At 61.4% G+C, this 18,683-nt stretch carries 17 protein-coding genes; 5 read left to right on the top strand and 12 right to left on the bottom strand.

The features are described 5' to 3' along the window. Positions 1–9 precede the first annotated feature (9 nt). Both AAEZ06_RS00860 and AAEZ06_RS00855 read right to left on the bottom strand, forming a co-directional pair. Positions 10–3,105: a multidrug efflux RND transporter permease subunit gene (locus AAEZ06_RS00860; RefSeq protein ID WP_350612484.1), complete on the bottom strand. Its 3,096-nt coding sequence runs from the start codon at positions 3,103–3,105 to the stop codon at positions 10–12. Then, a complete protein-coding gene (locus AAEZ06_RS00855) occupies positions 3,102–4,268 on the bottom strand; it encodes an efflux RND transporter periplasmic adaptor subunit (protein WP_149410941.1) in 1,167 nt (388 codons plus the stop codon). Before AAEZ06_RS00855 ends, AAEZ06_RS00860 begins: the two co-directional genes overlap by 4 nt. A 215-nt stretch (positions 4,269–4,483) precedes the next feature. On the opposite strand from AAEZ06_RS00855, the gene AAEZ06_RS00850 reads away from it, so the two are divergent. Further along, on the top strand, positions 4,484–4,726 hold the full coding sequence (locus AAEZ06_RS00850; RefSeq protein ID WP_149410942.1) for a hypothetical protein: 243 nt from the start codon (positions 4,484–4,486) through the stop codon (positions 4,724–4,726). Positions 4,727–4,834: 108 nt separating this feature from the next. On the opposite strand, the gene AAEZ06_RS00845 is transcribed toward AAEZ06_RS00850, so the two are convergent. The 5 genes from AAEZ06_RS00845 to AAEZ06_RS00825 form a co-directional block, all read right to left on the bottom strand. Then, positions 4,835–5,578 (bottom strand): YkgJ family cysteine cluster protein, encoded by a 744-nt coding sequence (locus tag AAEZ06_RS00845; RefSeq protein WP_149410943.1) that lies wholly within the window; start codon positions 5,576–5,578, stop codon positions 4,835–4,837. A 107-nt stretch (positions 5,579–5,685) separates the two neighbouring features. Then, a complete protein-coding gene (locus AAEZ06_RS00840) occupies positions 5,686–6,168 on the bottom strand; it encodes a GNAT family N-acetyltransferase (protein ID WP_149410944.1) in 483 nt (160 codons plus the stop codon). A gap of 3 nt (positions 6,169–6,171) precedes the next feature. Beyond that, positions 6,172–7,074: a chemotaxis protein CheV gene (locus AAEZ06_RS00835; RefSeq protein ID WP_149410945.1), complete on the bottom strand. Its 903-nt coding sequence runs from the start codon at positions 7,072–7,074 to the stop codon at positions 6,172–6,174. A gap of 193 nt (positions 7,075–7,267) precedes the next feature. Then, positions 7,268–8,242 carry a 2-hydroxyacid dehydrogenase gene (locus AAEZ06_RS00830; RefSeq protein WP_350612480.1) on the bottom strand — a complete coding sequence of 325 codons (975 nt, stop codon included), beginning with the start codon at positions 8,240–8,242 and terminating at the stop codon, positions 7,268–7,270. Between the two features lie 219 nt (positions 8,243–8,461). Further along, positions 8,462–9,430 (bottom strand): LysR family transcriptional regulator, encoded by a 969-nt coding sequence (locus tag AAEZ06_RS00825; protein ID WP_133099804.1) that lies wholly within the window; start codon positions 9,428–9,430, stop codon positions 8,462–8,464. 181 nt (positions 9,431–9,611) lie between these two features. Here AAEZ06_RS00825 and AAEZ06_RS00820 point away from each other — a divergent pair, with 181 nt between their 5' ends. The 4 genes from AAEZ06_RS00820 to AAEZ06_RS00805 are packed head-to-tail and all read left to right on the top strand — an operon-like array spanning position 9,612 to position 14,378. Continuing rightward, complete coding sequence (locus AAEZ06_RS00820; RefSeq protein ID WP_149410947.1) at positions 9,612–11,123, top strand: efflux transporter outer membrane subunit; 1,512 nt, start codon at positions 9,612–9,614, stop codon at positions 11,121–11,123. A gap of 10 nt (positions 11,124–11,133) precedes the next feature. After that, positions 11,134–13,317 carry an FUSC family protein gene (locus tag AAEZ06_RS00815; RefSeq protein ID WP_149410948.1) on the top strand — a complete coding sequence of 728 codons (2,184 nt, stop codon included), beginning with the start codon at positions 11,134–11,136 and terminating at the stop codon, positions 13,315–13,317. Then, positions 13,307–13,507, top strand: a complete 201-nt coding sequence (locus tag AAEZ06_RS00810) for a DUF1656 domain-containing protein (protein ID WP_149410949.1) — start codon at positions 13,307–13,309, stop codon at positions 13,505–13,507. Before AAEZ06_RS00815 ends, AAEZ06_RS00810 begins: the two co-directional genes overlap by 11 nt. Before the next feature lie 10 nt (positions 13,508–13,517). Next, positions 13,518–14,378 carry an efflux RND transporter periplasmic adaptor subunit gene (locus tag AAEZ06_RS00805; protein ID WP_350612479.1) on the top strand — a complete coding sequence of 287 codons (861 nt, stop codon included), beginning with the start codon at positions 13,518–13,520 and terminating at the stop codon, positions 14,376–14,378. Positions 14,379–14,407: 29 nt separating this feature from the next. Here the strand turns inward: AAEZ06_RS00805 and AAEZ06_RS00800 are convergent, their stop codons facing one another. The 5 genes from AAEZ06_RS00800 to AAEZ06_RS00780 form a co-directional block, all read right to left on the bottom strand. Continuing rightward, on the bottom strand, positions 14,408–14,803 hold the full coding sequence (locus AAEZ06_RS00800) for a nuclear transport factor 2 family protein (RefSeq protein ID WP_149410951.1): 396 nt from the start codon (positions 14,801–14,803) through the stop codon (positions 14,408–14,410). A gap of 54 nt (positions 14,804–14,857) precedes the next feature. Continuing rightward, positions 14,858–15,670, bottom strand: coding sequence for an SDR family oxidoreductase (locus AAEZ06_RS00795; protein WP_149410952.1), 813 nt, complete (start codon positions 15,668–15,670; stop codon positions 14,858–14,860). A gap of 20 nt (positions 15,671–15,690) precedes the next feature. After that, positions 15,691–16,155 (bottom strand): multidrug transporter, encoded by a 465-nt coding sequence (locus AAEZ06_RS00790; RefSeq protein ID WP_133099795.1) that lies wholly within the window; start codon positions 16,153–16,155, stop codon positions 15,691–15,693. A 204-nt stretch (positions 16,156–16,359) separates the two neighbouring features. Beyond that, positions 16,360–17,811: a mannose-1-phosphate guanylyltransferase/mannose-6-phosphate isomerase gene (locus AAEZ06_RS00785; RefSeq protein WP_149410954.1), complete on the bottom strand. Its 1,452-nt coding sequence runs from the start codon at positions 17,809–17,811 to the stop codon at positions 16,360–16,362. Positions 17,812–18,029: 218 nt separating this feature from the next. Further along, positions 18,030–18,683: an alginate O-acetyltransferase AlgF gene (locus tag AAEZ06_RS00780; protein WP_350612478.1), complete on the bottom strand. Its 654-nt coding sequence runs from the start codon at positions 18,681–18,683 to the stop codon at positions 18,030–18,032.

The following is an 18,683-nucleotide window of genomic DNA, read 5'->3' as shown; positions in this document are numbered from 1 at the left end:
GACCCCGCCTCAGTGTGTGGTCGCCAGCCCGAGAGCCGGTTTGGGTCTATGAAAGAATTTCTCAAGGTACAAGTATATGACCGGCGTGGTGAACAGCGTCAGCGCCTGGCTCACCAGCAGCCCGCCGACTACCGCGATCCCCAGTGGCTGGCGCAACTCGGCGCCGGGACCGGAACCCAGCATCAGCGGCACGGCGCCCAACAGCGCGGCGAGGGTAGTCATGATAATCGGCCGGAACCGCGTGACACAGGCTTCATAAATCGCTTCATCGGCCGGCAACCCGCGCACGCGCTGGGCTTCCAGGGCAAAGTCGATCATCAGGATGCCGTTCTTCTTGACGATGCCGATCAGCAACACCAGGCCAATCAGCGCCATGATCGAAAAGTCCTGGCCGAACAGCCAGAGCATGATCAGCGCGCCCAAACCGGCGGAGGGCAGGGTGGAGATGATGGTCAGCGGGTGCACGAAGCTTTCGTACAACACACCCAGGATGATGTAGACCGCCACCAGCGCCGCCAGGATCAGCCACGGCTGGCTGGCCAGCGAGCTTTGGAACGCCTGGGCCGCGCCCTGGAAGTTACCGATGATGCTGGCTGGCATGCCGATCTCGTTCTTCGCCTGGTTAAGCATAATCACCGCATCGCCCAAGGCCACGCCGGGCGCCAGGTTGAACGACAGGTTGGCGGCCGGGAACATGCCGTCATGGCTGATGGACAACGGCCCGACAGTCGGCGGATCGACCTTGGCTACCGCCGACAGCGGCACCATCTCGCCGCTGAGCGGTGAGCGCAGGTAGAAGTAATTGAGGCTTTCGGCCTTGCCTCGTTGCTGGGTGTCCAGTTCCAGTACCACCTGATATTGGTTGATCTCGGTCTGGAACTCATTGACCTGGCGTTGTCCGAAGGCGTCATACAGCGCCTGGTCGACATCGGTGGCGGTCAGGCCGAAGCGTGCGGCGGCCTGGCGGTCGATACTGATGTGGGTGATGCTGCCGCCCAGTTGCAGATCGTTGGATAGGTCGCGGAACGCCGGGTTGGCCCGCAGTTTTTCGGTCAGGCGCTGGGTCCAGGTATTGAGTGTCGGGCCGTCATTGCTCTTGAGCACATATTGGTACTGGCTGCGGCTGGGGCCGGAGCTGAGGTTGATGTCCTGGCCGGCCCGCAGGTAGAGGACGATGCCCGGGATCTTCGCCAGCTTCGGGCGAATGCGGTCGATGAACTGGCTGGCGGTCACATCGCGGTCACCACGGTCTTTGAGGGCGATCCAGAAGCGGCCGTTGGCGATGGTCTGGTTGCTGCCGGTCACGCCTACGGAGTGGGAGAAAGTCTGCACCGCCGGGTCCGCTTCGACAATCTCGGCCAGGGCCTTGTGCTTGGCGATCATGTCGGGGTAAGACACGTCCGCCGCTGCTTCGCTGGTGCCCAGGACAAAGCCGGTGTCTTGCACCGGAAAGAAGCCCTTGGGGATAAACACGTAACCGGCGACGGCCAGGCCCAGCGTCACGACGAAGATCCCCAGCATCAGCCGCTGATGGGCCAGGGCACGGCGCAGGTTTTTGGCGTAACCCGCCAGCAGGCGTTCGCCGAAGCCGGGTTTGTCGTGGGGGTGATGAGTTGGGGCGCGCATGAACAGCGCTGCCAGGGTGGGCGCCAGGGTCAGGGACACCACCACCGAAATCAGGATGGTCGAGGTGGCGGTCAGGGCAAACTCTTTGAACAATCGCCCGACCACGCCGCCCATGAACAGCAGCGGGATAAACGCCGCCACCAGCGAGAAGCTGATGGACACCACCGTAAAGCCAATCTCGCTGGCGCCCTTGATGGCCGCCTCGCGTTTGTCCAGGCCAGCCTCCAGATGACGGTGAATGTTTTCCACCACCACAATCGCATCGTCCACCACAAACCCCACGGCGATGACGATGGCCACCAGGGTCAGGTTGTTCAGGCTGAACCCCATCACATACATCAAGGCAAAACTGGCAATCAGCGACACCCCGAGCACACTGGAAACAATCATCGTCGCCGACCATTGGCGCAGGAACAGCGCCATCACCGCCACCACCAGCAACACGGCGATCAGCAGGGTGACTTCCACTTCATGCAAGGACGCGCGGATGGTCTTGGTGCGGTCCGACAGCACACTGACCTCCACCGACGCCGGCAGCATGGCTTCCAGGCGCGGAAGTTCCGATTGGATACGGTCTACGGTTTCGACGATATTGGCGCCGGGCTGGCGGGAAATCACCAGGTTGACCCCCGGCGTATCGCCGGACCAGGCCTGCACGTAGGCGTTTTCCGAGCCGTTGATGACTTTTGCTACATCGCGCAACTGAACCGGTGCACTGTTTTTGTAGGAGACGATCAGTTCGCCGTATTCCTCGGGGTGGAACAATTGGTCGTTGGTCGACAGGGTGGACACGCTGTTCTGCCCGTACAACGCGCCCTTGGCGAGGTTCAGGCTTGATTGCTGGATCGCCAGGCGAATGTCCGCCAGGGTCAGGCCGATGGCCGCCAGTTTGTCCGGCGATGCCTGCACGCGAATCGCCGGGCGTTGCTGGCCGGTAATGTTGATCTGGCCGACGCCATCGATCTGGCTGATCTGCCGCGCCAGCAGGGTTTCCACGTAGTCGCTCAGTTCGGTGCCGGGCATGTTATTGGAACTGACGCTGAGGATCAGCACCGGGCTGTCCGCCGGGTTGACCTTCTTCCAGGTCGGCAGGTTCGGCATGTCGCTGGGCAGCTTGCCGGACGCGGTATTGATCGCCGCCTGCACTTCTTGCGCAGCCGTGTCGATGCTCTTGTCGAGGGTGAATTGCAGGGTCAGCAGGCTTGAGCCCAAGGCACTGCTGGAAGTCATTTGGGTCATGCCGGGGATGGCGCTGAACTGCACTTCCAGTGGCGTGGCCACCGAGGACGCCATGGTGTCAGGGCTGGCGCCGGGCAGTTGGGCGCTGACCTGGATTGTCGGAAATTCCGCTTCCGGCAGTGGCGCGATGGGCAGGCGCGGGAAGGCAATCAACCCCAGCAGCACCAGGGCGAAGGTCAGCAGCAGGGTGGCGACCGGGTGGTCGACGCACCAGGCAGACACCGAGCCATGGCCCTTCATGGCTGTGCCTGCGCGTCGGCTGTCTGGATCACTTGCGGCGGTTCCTTGAGAACTTCAACCTGAGCCCCGGCCTTGAGCCGCGACTGACCATCGCTGACCAGCACATCACCGGCCTGCACGCCCTTGAGGATGTTGAGGTCGCTGTTCTGATAAACCACCTGCACCGGCACGACGTCGACCTTGTCACCGTTGATCCGGTACACGAAGTGCGAGTCCAGGCCGCGCTGGACTACGGTTGGCGGCACCACCAGAGCGTTCTTGTCGAGGGCGGTCTGGATCTTCACGGTCACCAGTTGCCCTGGCCAGAGTTTTTGCGTGGCGTTGTTGAACTCGGCCTTAGCGCGAATAGTGCCGGTGGTGGCGCTGATTTGGTTGTCGATCAGGCTCAGGTAGCCTTCGCCCAGCAGGTCACCGGTCTGGCCGTCGGTATCGGCGCCCATGTAGGCGTCGACACTGGCTGGCTGCTGCGCGGCGATCAAACCTTGCAAGGTCGGCAGCATCTGTTGTGGCAGGGAAAACTCCACGGCAATCGGGTCGATCTGGGTGACCGAGAACAGGCCTTGGGTGTCGCTCATGCGCAGGAAATTGCCTTCATCTACCGTACGAATACCGACGCGTCCGCTGACCGGCGAGCGAATCTGCGCGTACGACAACTGCACCTGAGCCGAATCAATTGCCGCCTGATTACCCTGGGCGGTGGCTTTCAACTGGTTGACCAGAGCCTGTTGCTGATCGTAAGTCTGCTTCGATACACCGTCGTCGACGCTCAGCAGCTTGTAGCGCTTGAGGTTGACCAGGGCTACTTGCAGCTGCGCCTGGCTTTCACCCAACTGCGCACGGGCCTGGTCGAGGCTGGCACGGATCGAGCGATCATCAATGGTCGCCAGTAAATCGCCGGCCTTGACCCGTTGGCCTTCCTTGACCAGGAGTTTGGTAAGAATGCCGTCGATTTGCGGGCGAATGACCACGCTATGCAGCGAAAGCACCGAACCGATACCGCTGACGAAGCGCGGGATGTCCTGTTGCGCGACGCTGATCACTCGAACCGGAATCGCCGTGGGCGCGATCAGCCTGGTCTTGGCTGGTCGGGTCAACACCCAGGCGACGATAGCCAGTACTACGAGGACGCCGACGATCAAGGCGGTTTTTCGTTGAATTCCCATGGGGTGATGGCGCCCGGACAGAAGATCGGAAGAATAAAGGTTCTTTATAGCCCGCTAACCCGGTCAGCAAAGTGACTGCTAACTGACGGTGCTGTCAGTAAAGAGCGACCATTCGTACAGGCAGTGGTTAAAGATCCCGGGCGCGCAGGTATACTGCCCGGCGGTGTGGTCCGCAAGCCGGGCCCACGTCATCTTTTGTACTCCCCGGAGCTTCCATGAATTCCCCGACACAACCTCCTGTTGAAAGCGTCGACATCGACGAACAGGCCAACCCTGACAGCGTTGATGGCGAAGCCAAGGCCGAGATCCCAGCCTTCAAGTTCCCGTTCAAACCGGGCGAATTGGCCGAGGCAAAGAAAGCCAGCCAACCTTGGTACAAGAACGGCGCCAAGAACGGTCATACCAAGAGCCCTGGCGTAGCTCCGCCCGGCACCCGTCGCTCGATGGGCAAACGCTAAGTTTTTTTGCCTTCGCAGGAGCACCGGGTAACTAAATGCATCGCTAGCGTTTGCCCGACCGGCGTATCACCGGCATTGGCGATGAAACCATCAGCCTCGCTGAAAGACCTAATCTGCCCGCAACGAAATAAACGCATAGTTGACTGGTACTTCAGTCGCAATCCGAGCCCCGGCATCCAGCAACTGCTCGGCAATATCCAACCCGGACACATGGAACACCCACTCATTGGCCATGGACGGCTGTTCAGCCGCCAACTCGAGCGCCTGGGCAAACGCGTCCATGTCCGGCAGGTAAGCGGTAAAACCATCGCCCTTGAGCGCAGTGGTGTGAATCCCCAGCAAGGTGCACACCGCTTCCTTGGCCTGGATATCGTCGCGGTCGGCCTGGCGTGAGCGGCGGATCAGCTCGGCCAGTCCCTGGTCCACCAACTCGCCACCGACAATCAGCGCCGGGCCCTGTTCCCAGGATTCGGGCGGGCAGTCCTTGGCGGCGGGGTTGAGCGGGATGTGCGGGTTGATCTCCATGGGGTAGATCCGGCAGACCAGTGGCCGGCGCTCATAGATGCGGCACAGCTTGTCTTCGTCAAGATTCCGGCAGGGACCGACGTTATAGGCAGCAAAGGTAATCGCCACATGCGCCTGGGCATTGCCGCTGGGGACAACACAGGAACGGCGTTGGGCATGTTCGCGTTGTTGTTCCGGCAGGCCCAGGCCATTGCCGAGGAAACCCTCCACCAGAACGATGACGTTACCGCCGTCCGCCGCCCACTGCCTGGCTTCGTCGAGGGTCAGGGGCACATGATGGTCAGTGCAGCATTTGCCGCAGCCGACACAGGAAAAGTGGGTGGTCATGAGGGTTCGGTCACCAGGCCAGGTTCAGGGGCTCACTTGGACGGTGACGGGTTTACACCTCTGTCCAGCGTCCAGGCCTTGTCCGAAGCAAGTTATGCGCCAGGCCTTTATTCCTCAGGGAGGAGGTCTCGCAGCACGAACACCATGCTCGCGCTTTCATACAGGCGCCGGGCCCGCACATTGGTTTCCAGCACCTTGAGATCGACGAAGCCTTCTCGGCGCTGCTGAAACACCTGGAACACCTGCTGCAACAAGGCCCGGCCCAGGCCCTGGCCTTGAGCGTTGGGATGGATCACCAGATTCTTGATATAGGCGCTGGTCCAGCATTGCGCCACGCCGACGATGCCGCTGGCGTTACTGGCGACGATGCACAGGGTCGGGTCGAACTCGGCGTCGGTGACGAACTGTTGGCACCACTGCTCAAGGGGGGCAACCCGACCACCGCCCTGTTGATAACCCAGGAGCAGCACGGCGTGGATCGCCGGGGCCAGTTCTTCGTGGTAGTGCTCCAGGCGAATATCTGCAGGCCATTGCGGCGCGGGCAGGGCGCCACGCAAGTCTCGGCGCAGCAACTGGAAATACTCGCCCATCGGTCAGAGGCCCTGTTGCGCCACGGTCTGCGCGGCGACCACCAGGCATTTGGTCAGCTCCGGCGAGGAAAACTTGGTCAACACCGCGTTGGCCCCGGCCAGTCGGGCTTTTTCGCTGTTCATGGCGCTGTCCAGGGAGGTGTGCAGCAGCACATAGAGGTCCTGGAAGTCCGGGGTTTCCCGCAGGGTGCGGGTGAAGGCATAACCGTCCATCTCGGACATTTCGATGTCCGATACCACCACGTTGATCTGTTCGGCGGTGCCTTGCAGCTCCAGCAGGCGATCAATGGCTTCCTTGGCACTGCGGGCGGTGTGGCAATGCAGGCCGAGGTTGCGCAGGGTATGTACCGATTGTTGCAACGCCACCTGGCTGTCATCAACTACTAGGATTCGTGCATGGCCCAGCACTTCGGCCTCTTCCATGCTCAAGTCGGTGGGCGCTACTTCAATCTGCACCGGGGCAATGGCGTGGATGACTTTTTCGATGTCCAGCACCTGCACCAATGCCCCGTCGACCTGGGTCACGCCGGTAATGAACGAACGGCTGCCACCGGAACCAAAGGGCGGAGGACGAACGTCGGTGGTCAGGCAGTGGACGATCCGGCTTACCGCTTGTACGTGCAGGCCTTGTTTGGAGCGGCTGACGTCAGTGACGATCAGGCAGCCGCCATCCGGGTCTTCCAGGGGCATTTCCCCCAGGGCCCGGCTCAGGTCGATCACCGACAACGCCGCGCCGCGCAGGGTGGCGATGCCTTTGACGTGAGGGTGAGACTCCGGCAGCTTGGTCAGCGGCGGGCAAGGGATGATTTCACTGACTTTCAGCAGATTGATGGCCATCAGCTTGCCGCTGCGCAAGGTAAAAAGCAGAAGTGAGAGTGAGTCTGCGCGGGCTTTGGTGGTGGACATAGAAACCTTCTGTGGATCAGGGATGACGATCTATAGGGGGTTATCGACTTGAGTGGCCCATGCTTTAGCATTAAAAGCGGGAGCTACTGGAACCCCGCAGTTGTCGAGCCCCAGCGAGGCTACGACGCACGCACCACCGCAATCATCGCACCCGACGCAAGCTGCTACGAGAGTAGCAGCGCTTCGAGGGAGCTTAGCCCTTCCACACCTGCGGGTTGACCAGATCTTGCGGGCGCTCGCCCAGCAGCGCGCTGCGCAGGTTATCCAGGGCGCGGTTGGCCATGGCTTCGCGGGTTTCATGGGTGGCCGAGCCGATATGCGGCAAAGTCACTGCGTTGCTGAGTTGGAACAACGGCGACTCGGCCAGCGGCTCCCGCTCGTAGACGTCCAGCCCGGCGCCGCGAATTCGCTGGTTTTGCAGGGCTTCGATCAGCGCGGGTTCGTCCACCACTGGGCCACGGGAGATATTTACCAGGATCGCGCTGGACTTCATCAGCCCCAGCTCGCGATGGCTGATCAAGTGTTTGGTCTTCTCGCTCAACGGCACCACCAGGCAGACAAAATCTGCCTCGGCCAGCAACTGGTCGAGGCTGCGAAATTGCGCGTCCAGCTCTTGCTCCAGCGCGGTCTTGCGGCTGTTGCCGCTGTAGAGGATCGGCATATTGAAGCCCAGGCGGCCACGACGGGCGATGGCCGCGCCGATATTGCCCATGCCGACTATTCCTAAGGTCTTGCCGTGCACATCACAACCAAACAACGGCGCCCCGACACTGGCTTTCCACTGGCCGGCCTTGGTCCAGGCGTCCAGCTCGGCCACTCGGCGGGCGCTGCTCATCAGCAGGGCGAAGGCCAGGTCGGCGGTGCTTTCGGTGAGCACGTCGGGGGTGTTGGTGAGCATGATCCCGCGTTCGTTGAAGTAGGCGACGTCGTAGTTGTCATAGCCCACCGAGACGCTGGAGACCACTTCCAGCTTTGTCGCACCTTCCAACTGTGCCCGCCCGAGCTTGCGGCCCACCCCGATCAGCCCGTGGGCGTGGGGTAGGGCTTCATTGAACTGGGCATTGATATCGCCGAGCTTGGGATTGGGGGCGATAACCTCGAAGTCCTGTTGCAGGCGCTCGATCATTTCGGGAGTGACACGGCTGAAAGCGAGAACGGTCTTTTTCATGGGAGGCGGGCTCATCAATACGGCTGAGAATGCCAAGCACGCTAACATTTATCCGGGCACTGCAAAACCACCGCAGGTGCGAGGAATAGGTGTTAAGACGAAAACTCAAGCAGTTGTCGAGCCCCAGCGAGGCTACGTCGGCCACACCACCGCCCCCAGAACCGAGCCGCTCCCAACGCAGCCTCGTTTCACTCGACAGCTGCTACAGGGGGTTGTGGATCAGTTACTCAAACGCGCCCCACCCAAACTCCCACTCAACTCATACGCCGCCAACTCCGCCTGGTGGGCCGCCAGAATCTCCGGCAACGAGCCGCGCAGGTATTCCACCCACGTCTTGATCTTCGCATCCAGGTACTGGCGCGATGGGTAGATGGCGTACAGGTTCAGCTCCTGGGAGCGGTAGTTGGGCATCACCCGCACCAATGTGCCGTTGCGCAGCCCTTCAATGGCCGCATACACCGGCAACAGACCTACACCCATGCCACTGATGATGGCGGTTTTCATCGCGTCGGCGGAGTTCACCAGAAAGGGTGACCGGTTGATGTTGACGCTCTCCTGGCCGTCCGGGCCGTTGAAGGTCCATTTGTCCAGTTGGATCACCGGGCTCACCAGGCGCAGGCAGGAATGGTTAAGCAAGTCGCCGGGCCGTTGCGCGCAGCCATTGGCTTTGACGTAGGCGGGCGAGGCACAAGCGATGCTGTAAGTTATCCCCAAGCGCTGGGACACAAAACCCGAATCCGCCAGTTCGCTGGCGAGCACGATGGACACGTCATAACCCTCGTCCAGCAGGTCCGGCACGCGGTTGGCCAGGGTCAGGTCGAAGGTCACGTCCGGGTGAGTGCGGCGATAGCGGGCGATGGCATCGATCACGAAGTGCTGGCCGATGCCGGTCATGGTGTGCACTTTCAACTGTCCGGAGGGCCGCGCGTGGGCATCGCTGGCTTCGGCTTCAGCTTCCTCGACGTATGCCAGGATTTGTTCGCAGCGCAATAAATAGCGCTTGCCAGCCTCCGTCAGGGCGATGCGGCGGGTCGTACGGTTGAGCAGGCGGGTTTGCAGATGGGCCTCAAGGTTTGAGACCGCGCGCGAGACGTTGGCCGTGGTGGTGTCCAGTTGCACGGCGGCGGCGGTGAAGCTGCCGGCCTCGGCCACGCTACTGAACGCGCGCATATTTTGCAAAGTATCCATGGGGTGCTCTCAAGGGAGATGGCAAATTGTGACACGAAGTTGCAGGGGCCAGTGATCCCTACTAACGGATTATCGCCTGAATGGTAATAAAGATTCACAGGAATCCCACCTTATCGCCATCCAGATGGCCCCCTAGAATTGCACCACCTTCCCCGCAACACCCTCTCAGGAATTCGCAGCAGTGCCGCGTCGCATCAACAGAGAGCTGAAGACTCTCAGTGTTTGGGTTTTATCGTTAGCAATCAGCGGCTGCATCGGAACCGGGGGCATTGCTCCCCAAGGTCAGTCCCTCGCCGCCAACACCTTGGTCACCGACGAAGCGATCCGCAGCGCCGCCCAGGATGCCCACTGGCCCACCGCCCAATGGTGGCAGGCCTACGGCGACCCCCAGCTCAATCGTTGGATCGACCTCGCCGTGCAAGGCAGCCCGAGCATGGCCATGGCTGCAGCGCGGGTTCGTGAAGCGCGGGCGATGGCCGGGATTGTCGAGTCGGCCGAGTCGTTGCAGATCAATGGCGACGCAACCCTCAAGCGCCACAGTTGGCCCAGCGATCAGTTCTACGGCCCCGGTAAATTGGACAATTCCACCACCTGGGACAACAGCGCCGCCCTGGGCTTCAGTTATGCGCTAGACCTCTGGGGCCGGGAAAGCAACGCCAGCGAGCGCGCCGTTGACTTGGCCCATATGAGCGCCGCCCAAGCGCGACAGGCCCAGCTGGAATTGCAGAACAACGTGGTACGCGCCTATATCCAGTTGTCCTTGCACTACGCCCAGCGCGATATTGTCGCCGCAACCCTGGCCCAGCAACAGCAGATCCTGGAGCTTGCGCAAAAGCGCCTGGCCGGCGGTATCGGCACCCATTTCGAAGTCAGCCAGGCCGAAACGCCGTTGCCGGAAACCCATCGGCAGCTGGATGCCCTTGATGAGGAAATTGCCTTGAGCCGCAACCAATTGGCGGCGCTGGCCGGCAAAGGGCCAGGTGAAGGCGCGCAGTTGCAACGCCCGACCTTATCGCTGGGCGCGCCGCTGAAATTGCCTTCGAGCCTGCCCGCCCAATTGCTCGGCCAACGTCCGGACGTGGTCGCCAGCCGCTGGCAAGTGGCAGCCCAGGCTCGGGGCATCGATGTGGCCCACGCCGGCTTCTACCCCAACGTCGATCTGGTGGGCAGCCTCGGTTACGTCGCCACGGGTGGCGGGGCTCTGGCGTTCCTGACCGGCAAGAAACTCAACTACAGCGTCGGCCCGGCCATCACCTTGCCGATTTTCGACGGCGGCCGCCTGCGCTCGCAACTGGGAGAGGCCAGCGCCGGTTTTGACATCGCCGTGGCGCGTTACAACCAGACCCTGGTCAACGCACTCAAGGGCATCTCCGACCAGTTGATTCGCCGCGAATCCATGGACAAGCAGCAAGGCTTTGCCGCTGAGTCGGTGGCTTCGGCGCAGAAAACCTACGACATCGCCATGATCGCCTACCAGCGCGGCCTCACCGATTACCTCAACGTGCTGAACGCCCAGAGCCTGTTGTTCCGCCAACAGCAGATCCAGCAACAGGTCCAGGCCGCGCGCCTGAGTGCACACGCCGAACTGGTGACCGCGCTGGGCGGTGGCCTGGGCGCAGGCAACGACGTGCCTGAGCCGAGCAAGACCTTACCGAGCAAGACCCCGGCGGCACTGGCCGTCTTTGATCACTAATCAGGTTCCCATGACTCCCTTGCCTGCACCGCTGCGCTGGCTGCATTCCCTGGAATGGCGACGTGGCTTTTTCGACTGGGCACGCAGCGATGGCGTGACCTGGGTGTATATCTTCAAAGTGTTGATCGCTGCGTTCCTGACCCTGTGGCTGGCCATGCGCCTGGAGCTGCCGCAACCGCGCACGGCGATGATCACCGTGTTTATCGTGATGCAGCCGCAAAGCGGCCAGGTGTTTGCCAAGAGTTTCTATCGCTTTCTCGGCACCCTTGCGGGCTCTGCGGTGATGGTGTTGTTGATCGCCTTGTTTGCGCAAAACACTGAGTTGTTTCTCGGCTCACTGGCAATCTGGGTCGGCATCTGCTCGGCCGGCGCGGCCCGTTATCGCAACTTTCGCGCCTATGGTTTTGTGCTCGCCGGCTACACGGCGGCAATGGTTGGCTTGCCTGCGCTGGCTCATCCGGACGGTGCCTTTATGGCGGCGGTCTGGCGAGTGTTGGAAATCTCCCTGGGGATTCTCTGTGCCACGTTGATCAGCGCCGCGATCCTGCCGCAAACCGCCAGCGCCGCCATGCGCAACGCGCTGTATCAGCGCTTCGGGGTGTTTGCGCTGTTTGTCACTGACGGTTTGCGCGGGCGCAGTCAACGCGAGGGTTTTGAAAGCAGCAACGTGCGCTTTATCGCCGAAGCCGTGGGCCTGGAAGGGCTGCGCAGCGTCACCGTGTTTGAAGACCCGCACATGCGTCGGCGCAACGGTCGGCTCAGTCGCTTGAACAGCGAATTTATGGGCATCACCACCCGCTTCAACGCGCTGCATCAGTTGCTGGAACGCCTGCGTGCCCACGATGCTGATCATGTAGTTGCTGCGATCAAACCAGGCTTGCAGGACTTGGCCGAGTTGCTCGACGGTTTCTCCGGCCGTGCCCTCACCAGCCCCGACGCCGCGCGGCTTGTCAGCCAATTGACCGCCTACAAGTCAGACCTGCCGGCCAAGGTGCGCAGCCTGCGTACGACCTTCCAGGAAAGCGCGCCGAGCGACGCCGAGCAGCTGGATTTTCATACCGCCTATGAACTGCTGTACCGCTTTGTCGATGACCTGCACGGTTATGCGCAGACTCACGCGTCCCTGGCCGATCACAGCCATGCGCGTGAACACTGGGACGAACCCTACACCCCGCAAACCAACTGGCTGGCCTGCGCTGCATCGGGTATTCGCGCCGCCTTTATTCTGGTGGTGCTGGGCAGCTACTGGGTGGCCACGGCCTGGCCCAGCGGCGCCACCATGACCCTGATCGCGGCGGCCACCGTGGGCCTTTCGGCTGCGACGCCGAACCCCAAGCGCATGGCGTTTCAAATGGCTTGCGGTACGTTGATCGGTGCCTTGGTGGGCTTCGTCGAGATGTTTTTCGTATTTCCCAGGATCGACGGCTTCCCGTTGCTGTGCGTGATGCTCGCACCGGTGATCATGCTGGGCGCGTTCCTTTCATCGCGGCCGAAATACGCCGGCGTTGGCCTGGGGTTGTTGATCTTCTTCAGCACCGGCTCGGTGCCGGACAACGTGACGATCTATAACCCCTACACCTTCATCAACGACTACATCGCCATGATCATCGGCATGCTGGTGTGTGCCGCCGCCGGGGCGATCATCCTGCCGCCCAACAGCCGCTGGTTGTGGCGCCGCCTGGAGCAGAACCTGCGCGAGCAAGTGGTGTACGCCATCAGCGGCAAGCTCAAGGGGATGGCGTCGAGTTTCGAAAGCCGCACCCGCGACCTGCTGCACCAGGCCTATGGCCTGGCCGCCGGCCAACCTCAGGTGCAGCGCGACCTGCTGCGCTGGATGTTCGTGGTGCTGGAAGTTGGCCACGCCATTATCGAGTTGCGCAAGGAACAGGCGATCTTGCCGATCCACCCGGCCTACGCCCAATCCCAGCCGTGGCGCCAGGCGATCCGGGTGATGGGGCGCTCGCTGATGCGGTTGTTCCTGCAACCCAGCCACAGCAATCTTGAACGTGGTTTGATCGCCGTGGACCACGCCATCAGCCGCGTCCAGGCGACCGACGAACCCTTCGCCCCGCACTTCGACACCTCGGCCCTGCGCCGGGTGAAAAGCTACCTGCACTTTATCCGCACCTCCCTGCTGGACCCGCAATCGCCCCTGGCTGCTCTCAAGCCCTCCGGAGTCGTCAATGCCTCGTGAAATCGCCTTCCACGGCATCTACATGCCGACCATGACCCTGATGTTTTTCATCGCTGCGGGACTTGCCTGGGCGCTGGATCGCTTCCTTGCCGGGTTCGACGTGTACCGTTTTTTCTGGCACCCGGCGCTGCTGCGCCTGAGCCTGTTTGCTTGTCTTTTCGGCGCTCTGTCGCTGACCGTCTACCGTTGAGAATGCCCCGATGAAAAAGTTTTTCAGCCTGCTCGCGACCCTGCTGGTACTGGCCCTGGCGATATGGATTGGCCGCACGCTGTGGGTGAACTACATGGAGACACCCTGGACCCGCGATGGCCGGGTGCGCGCCGATATCATCAATGTCGCCGCCGACGTCACCGGCGAAGTAGTCAACGTCCCGGTGCGCGACAACCAGTTGGTGAAAAAGGGCGACCTGCTGATGCAGATCGACCCCGAGCACTACCGGATCGCCGTGAAACAGGCGCAATCGTTGGTGGCCTCGCGCAAGGCCACCTGGGAGATGCGTAAGGTCAACGCCCACCGCCGCGCCGATCTTGACGCCCTGGTGATCTCCAGGGAAAACCGCGACGACGCCAGCAACATCGCCGACTCGGCCCTGGCCGACTATCAACACGCCCAGGCGCAACTCGAAGCGGCCGAACTGAACCTCAAGCGCACTCAGGTGCTGGCGGCGGTGGACGGTTATGTCACCAACCTCAACGTTCATCGCGGCGACTACGCGCGCATCGGCGAAGCGAAGATGGCAGTGGTGGACATGAACTCGTTCTGGGTCTACGGCTACTTCGAGGAAACCAAACTGCCTCACGTGAAAGTGGGCGACAAAGCCGACATGCAATTAATGAGCGGTGAAACCCTCAAGGGCCACGTGGAGAGCATCTCCCGTGGTATCTACGACCGCGACAACCCGCAAAGCCGCGAGCTGATCGCCGACGTGAACCCCACCTTCAACTGGGTGCGCCTGGCCCAGCGGGTGCCGGTGCGGATTCACATAGATGAGGTGCCCGAGGGCGTGCTGATGGCGGCGGGGATTACGTGTACGGTGATCGTCAACCAGGCACAGAACTAACTCCCTGTGGTGAGCGGGCTCGCCACAAGTCAGCAAAACGTCTCGTGCAGATGGCGCCAAAGCAGCGCGCCGCTTGCCTGCTTTTCAAACACAACGGTGGCGCGACGATCCGTCTGGGTGGCGCTGTCATCAATCTGGTGTTCCCGATAGGACACGATGGCGCCACGGGCATGGCGGTCAATGCCGGTCAGTTCGCTGAGGGTGATTTTCAGCCCAGGGCGCTGGCCGCCAAGGCGGCGGAACAGTTCGCTGACGGCGGTAACGTCCATGCGGTTGCCGGTGGAGGGCGTAATCATGCTGAAGTCGGGCGAGAAGCGCGCCAACAAGTTGCCCAGTGTTCCTTCAGGAGCAACGCCTGCGAACCATTGTTCGATCTCGACGTGGGTCTGGATCACTTCTTCGAAAAAATCGCTGTAATCAATCATTGAGGGCTCGGTACAGTTTTTGGGAGATTCGGGGCAATAGTTCTGCTGCAGTGATTACAACACCCCACCCAACCCGAATCGCTTTTTCAACACGCTCTCCAGCAAACCCTTGGGCAGTAACGCCGCCATCAATGGCAATGCCCGGCTGCCATTGCCCGAGCGCAGCAGGCGCGGTGGTTCACTTTGTTGTACGGCCTTGAGCACCTGCGCCGCAAACTCGCGGGCCGGGGTCGGCCTGTCCTGGGAAGCTTTTGCCCTGGCGCGGATGCTGTCGCGCAGCGGCCACCAGGGCGACTGCTCGTTAATCAACAACTCGGCCTGAGTACCGGCATTTTTTGCGAAGCTGGTATCGATGGCACCGGGCTGGACTTCCATCACCCGCACGCCGAACGGTGCCAGCTCCATGCGCAGGGCGTCGCTCAAGGCGTGGACGGCGGCTTTGGAGGCGCAGTAGGCGCCGGCAAACGGCGTGACCAACACGCCTGACACGCTGCCGATATTCACCACCAGCCCTTTGCTGCGGCGCAACACGGGGAATAGCGCCTGGGTTACGCCGACGATCGAGAAGACATTGGTCTCAAATTGCTGCTGCATCGCCTGGGTGCCGCCGTCGAGCAGCGGACCCATGGCGCCGTAGCCAGCGTTGTTGATCAACACATCAAGCTCGCCCACTTGCCCGGCCAATTGCTGCAGGGCAGCACTGTCGTTGACGTCTAGTTGCACTGCGTTAAAGCCCGCGGCGGCGAGGACGGCGACGTCTTCAGGGCGGCGGGCGCTGGCCCATACTTTATAGCCGGCAATCTTGAAGGCATCAGCCAGGGCGCGGCCGATGCCGCTGGAGCAACCGGTGATGAGCACGTTGGGCATGAATCAGTCCTTTGTCGTTGTTAGTCGGAGAAGCTGCCTTGCAAATGCTCGGCGCGAAACTCCAGGGTTTGTGGGCGGTAGCCGGGACGCAGTGGGGGCACGGGCAGGCAATCGTCCCAAGTGGCGCCGGCCTGCAATTCGCCGGGGCCGCGATAACGTGGGGCGGCGTAGACGTTGTCCGCCAGGTTCACTGTGTCTCCTGGTGCATAGGCTGCGACACGCCAGCGCAATTCGGTGAGAGGCACGTCGTTGCCGTTGTTCAGCTTAAGTTGCAACGGACGATCTGCCGGGCAGCTTTGCGGCGCATAGCTGATGCGCAATTCCAACCGCGCCAGTTGCTGCGCCTCGCGGTTGTCCAGCCACACCACCCACACCGCCACCAGCCCCAGGCCGACCGCTGCTGCCAAAGACACCGGCAACGCCCTGGCCGGATAGCGTAGCAGCAGGATCAGCCAGGTGATGATCAGCAAAACACCAAAGAACATGATGACAACCTCGCAAACAGATAAACCATCCTACCCGTGGCTGGGTGAGGTTGCCTATCTGATGATGGGGTGGTGTTCTTTCGGGCGCTGGCTTGCCTGCGATGACGGCCTCAAAGGCACCGCCGATCCCAAGAAAAAGCCCCCACCCAACCGGCTGCGGATAGGGGACGCAGTCGGCTGGACGGGGGCTTCTTGTGCTGCTTTTTACTGCGCGATGGTTTTCACCGACACGCCACGCTCAATCGGCGTCGAGCGACCATATATATCTTCAAACCGCTCGATATCGTCTTCACCCAAATAACTACCCGACTGCACCTCGATAATCTCCAAGGGGATTTTGCCCGGATTACGCAAACGGTGTACCGAGGCAATCGGGATGTAGGTGGACTGGTTTTCGCAGAGCAGGAACACGTTCTCGTCACAGGTGACTTCGGCAGTTCCGCTGACCACGATCCAGTGTTCGGCGCGGTGGTGGTGCATCTGCAGCGACAGGCACGCACCCGGCTTGACCGAGATGTGCTTGACCTGGAAACGCCCGCCCATGTCCACCGAGTCGTAGGAGCCCCACGGACGGTAGACCTCGCAGTGGTTCTGGGTTTCGCTGCGGCCCTGTTCGTTGAGGGTGTTGACCATCTGTTTGACGCCCTGGACCTTGTCCTTGTGGGCAATCATCATCGCGTCCTTGGTTTCCACCACCACGATGTTTTCCAGGCCGATCACCGACACCAGTTTGCCGTTGCCGTGGATCATGCAGTTGTGGCTGTCCTGGATAACCACATCGCCCTTGCTGACGTTGCCGTTGGCGTCTTTTTCATTCACGTCCCACAACGACGCCCAGCAACCCACATCGCTCCAGCCGGCGCTCAGCGGCACCACGCAGGCGCGCTGGGTTTTTTCCATGACGGAGTAGTCGATGGAGTTGTCCGGGCAGCAGGCGAAGGTGGCATCGTCGATGTCCACGGTGTCGGCTGTCTGGTTGCTGCGCTCCAGGGTCAGCAGGCAGGTGTCGTAGATGTCCGGGTCGTGCTTTTTCAGCTCTTCGAGGAAGCGGCTGGCGCGGAACAGGAACATGCCGCTGTTCCAGAAGTAACCACCGCTTTTGACGAACTCGGTGGCGCGTTTTTCATCAGGTTTTTCGACGAACTGCTGCACGCGGCTGACGCCTTCGGGCAGCAGCGAATCGTTGGTGGACTTGATGTAGCCATAGCCGGTTTCGGGACGGGTGGCCGGTACGCCGAACAACACCATCTCGCCACACTCGGCCGCCACGGTGGCCAGGGCCAGGGCGCGTTGCAGAGCTTTCTGGTCGTCCAGGACGTGGTCGGCGGGCAACACCAGCATCAGCTCGTCGCGGCCTTCGTTGATCAGCATCATCGCGGTGAGGGCCACGGCCGGCGCAGTGTTGCGGCCGAAAGGCTCCATCAGGATGCGCTGGGTTTCCAGCTTGCGGACGGACAACTGTTCGTTGACGATAAATCGATGGTCCTTGTTGCAGACCACGATGGGCTGCTCCATGCCGTCGAATACCAGGCGTTCCAGCGTTTGCTGGAACAGCGTTTGCTCACCGGTCAGGGCCAGGAATTGCTTGGGAAACTGTTTGCGCGAAAGCGGCCAAAGACGTGAGCCGCTACCACCGGACAGGATGACTGGAATCATGGTGTTTCTCCTTGAATCGATATGAGTTAGAGCTACTGCGTTCTGTCGTTTCACTCTTGTTTTTGTCTCGGTCCAGGCTGATCGCTATCTCTGTAGGAGCGAGCTTGCTCGCGGTGGATGTCAACGATGACGCGGGGCACCAAAATAAACGCGGTGCCCTTGAGTTCATCGCGGGCAAGCCCGGCTCCTACAGGGGGAGCGTCAATGTGGAAATATAATTAGCGAGTCGACACTGGGCGTTTCACCCACACTGGCGACAGGCTGGAACCGCTGCCGGTGATGTACAGCACCGCCGCTTCACCGCGCTCCAGGGCTACTGGTTTGACGTCGCCGACTTTCTTGTCGCCTTCATACAGCGCCAGGCTGACCTTCACCGGGTTGATCTCGCGCTCGCCACGGCTCTTGGCGGCTACGGCCTTGACCACGTCGGTCTTGCCATCGGCAGTTTTCAGGGTCAGCGACTTGTCACTGAGGTTCTGCACGCGCACCAGGGATTTCTGTTTGTTCTTGAACGGCGGCTCTTCGATCAGTTGCGGCTGGCCGCTGCCGTTGTTGACCAAGGTGTAGTAGTGATCAGCGGCCAGTTTGACCGGCAGGGTCGCGCTGCCGACCTTGGCGCTGTAGTCGCCGCCCGGCATGAAGCTGAATTCGCTGCTGCCCAGCGGGGCGATGTCGCTCAGGTTGGCGGTGCCGACGGTGGCGCTGACTTCCTGGTTGCTGGCGTTGAACAAGCGCACAAAGCTGGAGCCTTTCGGTGCGACAGGACCGTAGAGCGCGGCGTCGCCAGCGAAGGCGGTCATCGACAAGAAGCTCATGCCGGCCACCAGTGCAAAGGACTTGGCGAGACGACGAGGAGTAGTAGTGAAAGTCAT

Origin of the sequence: Pseudomonas sp. HY7a-MNA-CIBAN-0227 (assembly GCF_040310325.1) — a bacterium.
GTDB lineage: Bacteria > Pseudomonadota > Gammaproteobacteria > Pseudomonadales > Pseudomonadaceae > Aquipseudomonas.
Note: the sequence above shows the minus strand (reverse complement) of the source record. Positions and strands in the feature narration are given on the sequence as shown.

Excerpts from the sequence above, each read along its gene's own strand:
- AAEZ06_RS00860 (WP_350612484.1), bottom strand. The coding sequence starts at position 3,105 with ATGAAGGGCCATGGCTCGGTGTCTGCCTGGTGCGTCGACCACCCGGTC.
- AAEZ06_RS00855 (WP_149410941.1), bottom strand. The coding sequence starts at position 4,268 with ATGGGAATTCAACGAAAAACCGCCTTGATCGTCGGCGTCCTCGTAGTA.
- AAEZ06_RS00850 (WP_149410942.1), top strand. The coding sequence starts at position 4,484 with ATGAATTCCCCGACACAACCTCCTGTTGAAAGCGTCGACATCGACGAA.
- AAEZ06_RS00845 (WP_149410943.1), bottom strand. The coding sequence starts at position 5,578 with ATGACCACCCACTTTTCCTGTGTCGGCTGCGGCAAATGCTGCACTGAC.
- AAEZ06_RS00840 (WP_149410944.1), bottom strand. The coding sequence starts at position 6,168 with ATGGGCGAGTATTTCCAGTTGCTGCGCCGAGACTTGCGTGGCGCCCTG.
- AAEZ06_RS00835 (WP_149410945.1), bottom strand. The coding sequence starts at position 7,074 with ATGTCCACCACCAAAGCCCGCGCAGACTCACTCTCACTTCTGCTTTTT.
- AAEZ06_RS00830 (WP_350612480.1), bottom strand. The coding sequence starts at position 8,242 with ATGAAAAAGACCGTTCTCGCTTTCAGCCGTGTCACTCCCGAAATGATC.
- AAEZ06_RS00825 (WP_133099804.1), bottom strand. The coding sequence starts at position 9,430 with ATGGATACTTTGCAAAATATGCGCGCGTTCAGTAGCGTGGCCGAGGCC.
- AAEZ06_RS00815 (WP_149410948.1), top strand. The coding sequence starts at position 11,134 with ATGACTCCCTTGCCTGCACCGCTGCGCTGGCTGCATTCCCTGGAATGG.
- AAEZ06_RS00810 (WP_149410949.1), top strand. The coding sequence starts at position 13,307 with ATGCCTCGTGAAATCGCCTTCCACGGCATCTACATGCCGACCATGACC.
- AAEZ06_RS00805 (WP_350612479.1), top strand. The coding sequence starts at position 13,518 with ATGAAAAAGTTTTTCAGCCTGCTCGCGACCCTGCTGGTACTGGCCCTG.
- AAEZ06_RS00800 (WP_149410951.1), bottom strand. The coding sequence starts at position 14,803 with ATGATTGATTACAGCGATTTTTTCGAAGAAGTGATCCAGACCCACGTC.
- AAEZ06_RS00795 (WP_149410952.1), bottom strand. The coding sequence starts at position 15,670 with ATGCCCAACGTGCTCATCACCGGTTGCTCCAGCGGCATCGGCCGCGCC.
- AAEZ06_RS00790 (WP_133099795.1), bottom strand. The coding sequence starts at position 16,155 with ATGTTCTTTGGTGTTTTGCTGATCATCACCTGGCTGATCCTGCTGCTA.
- AAEZ06_RS00785 (WP_149410954.1), bottom strand. The coding sequence starts at position 17,811 with ATGATTCCAGTCATCCTGTCCGGTGGTAGCGGCTCACGTCTTTGGCCG.
- AAEZ06_RS00780 (WP_350612478.1), bottom strand. The coding sequence starts at position 18,683 with ATGACTTTCACTACTACTCCTCGTCGTCTCGCCAAGTCCTTTGCACTG.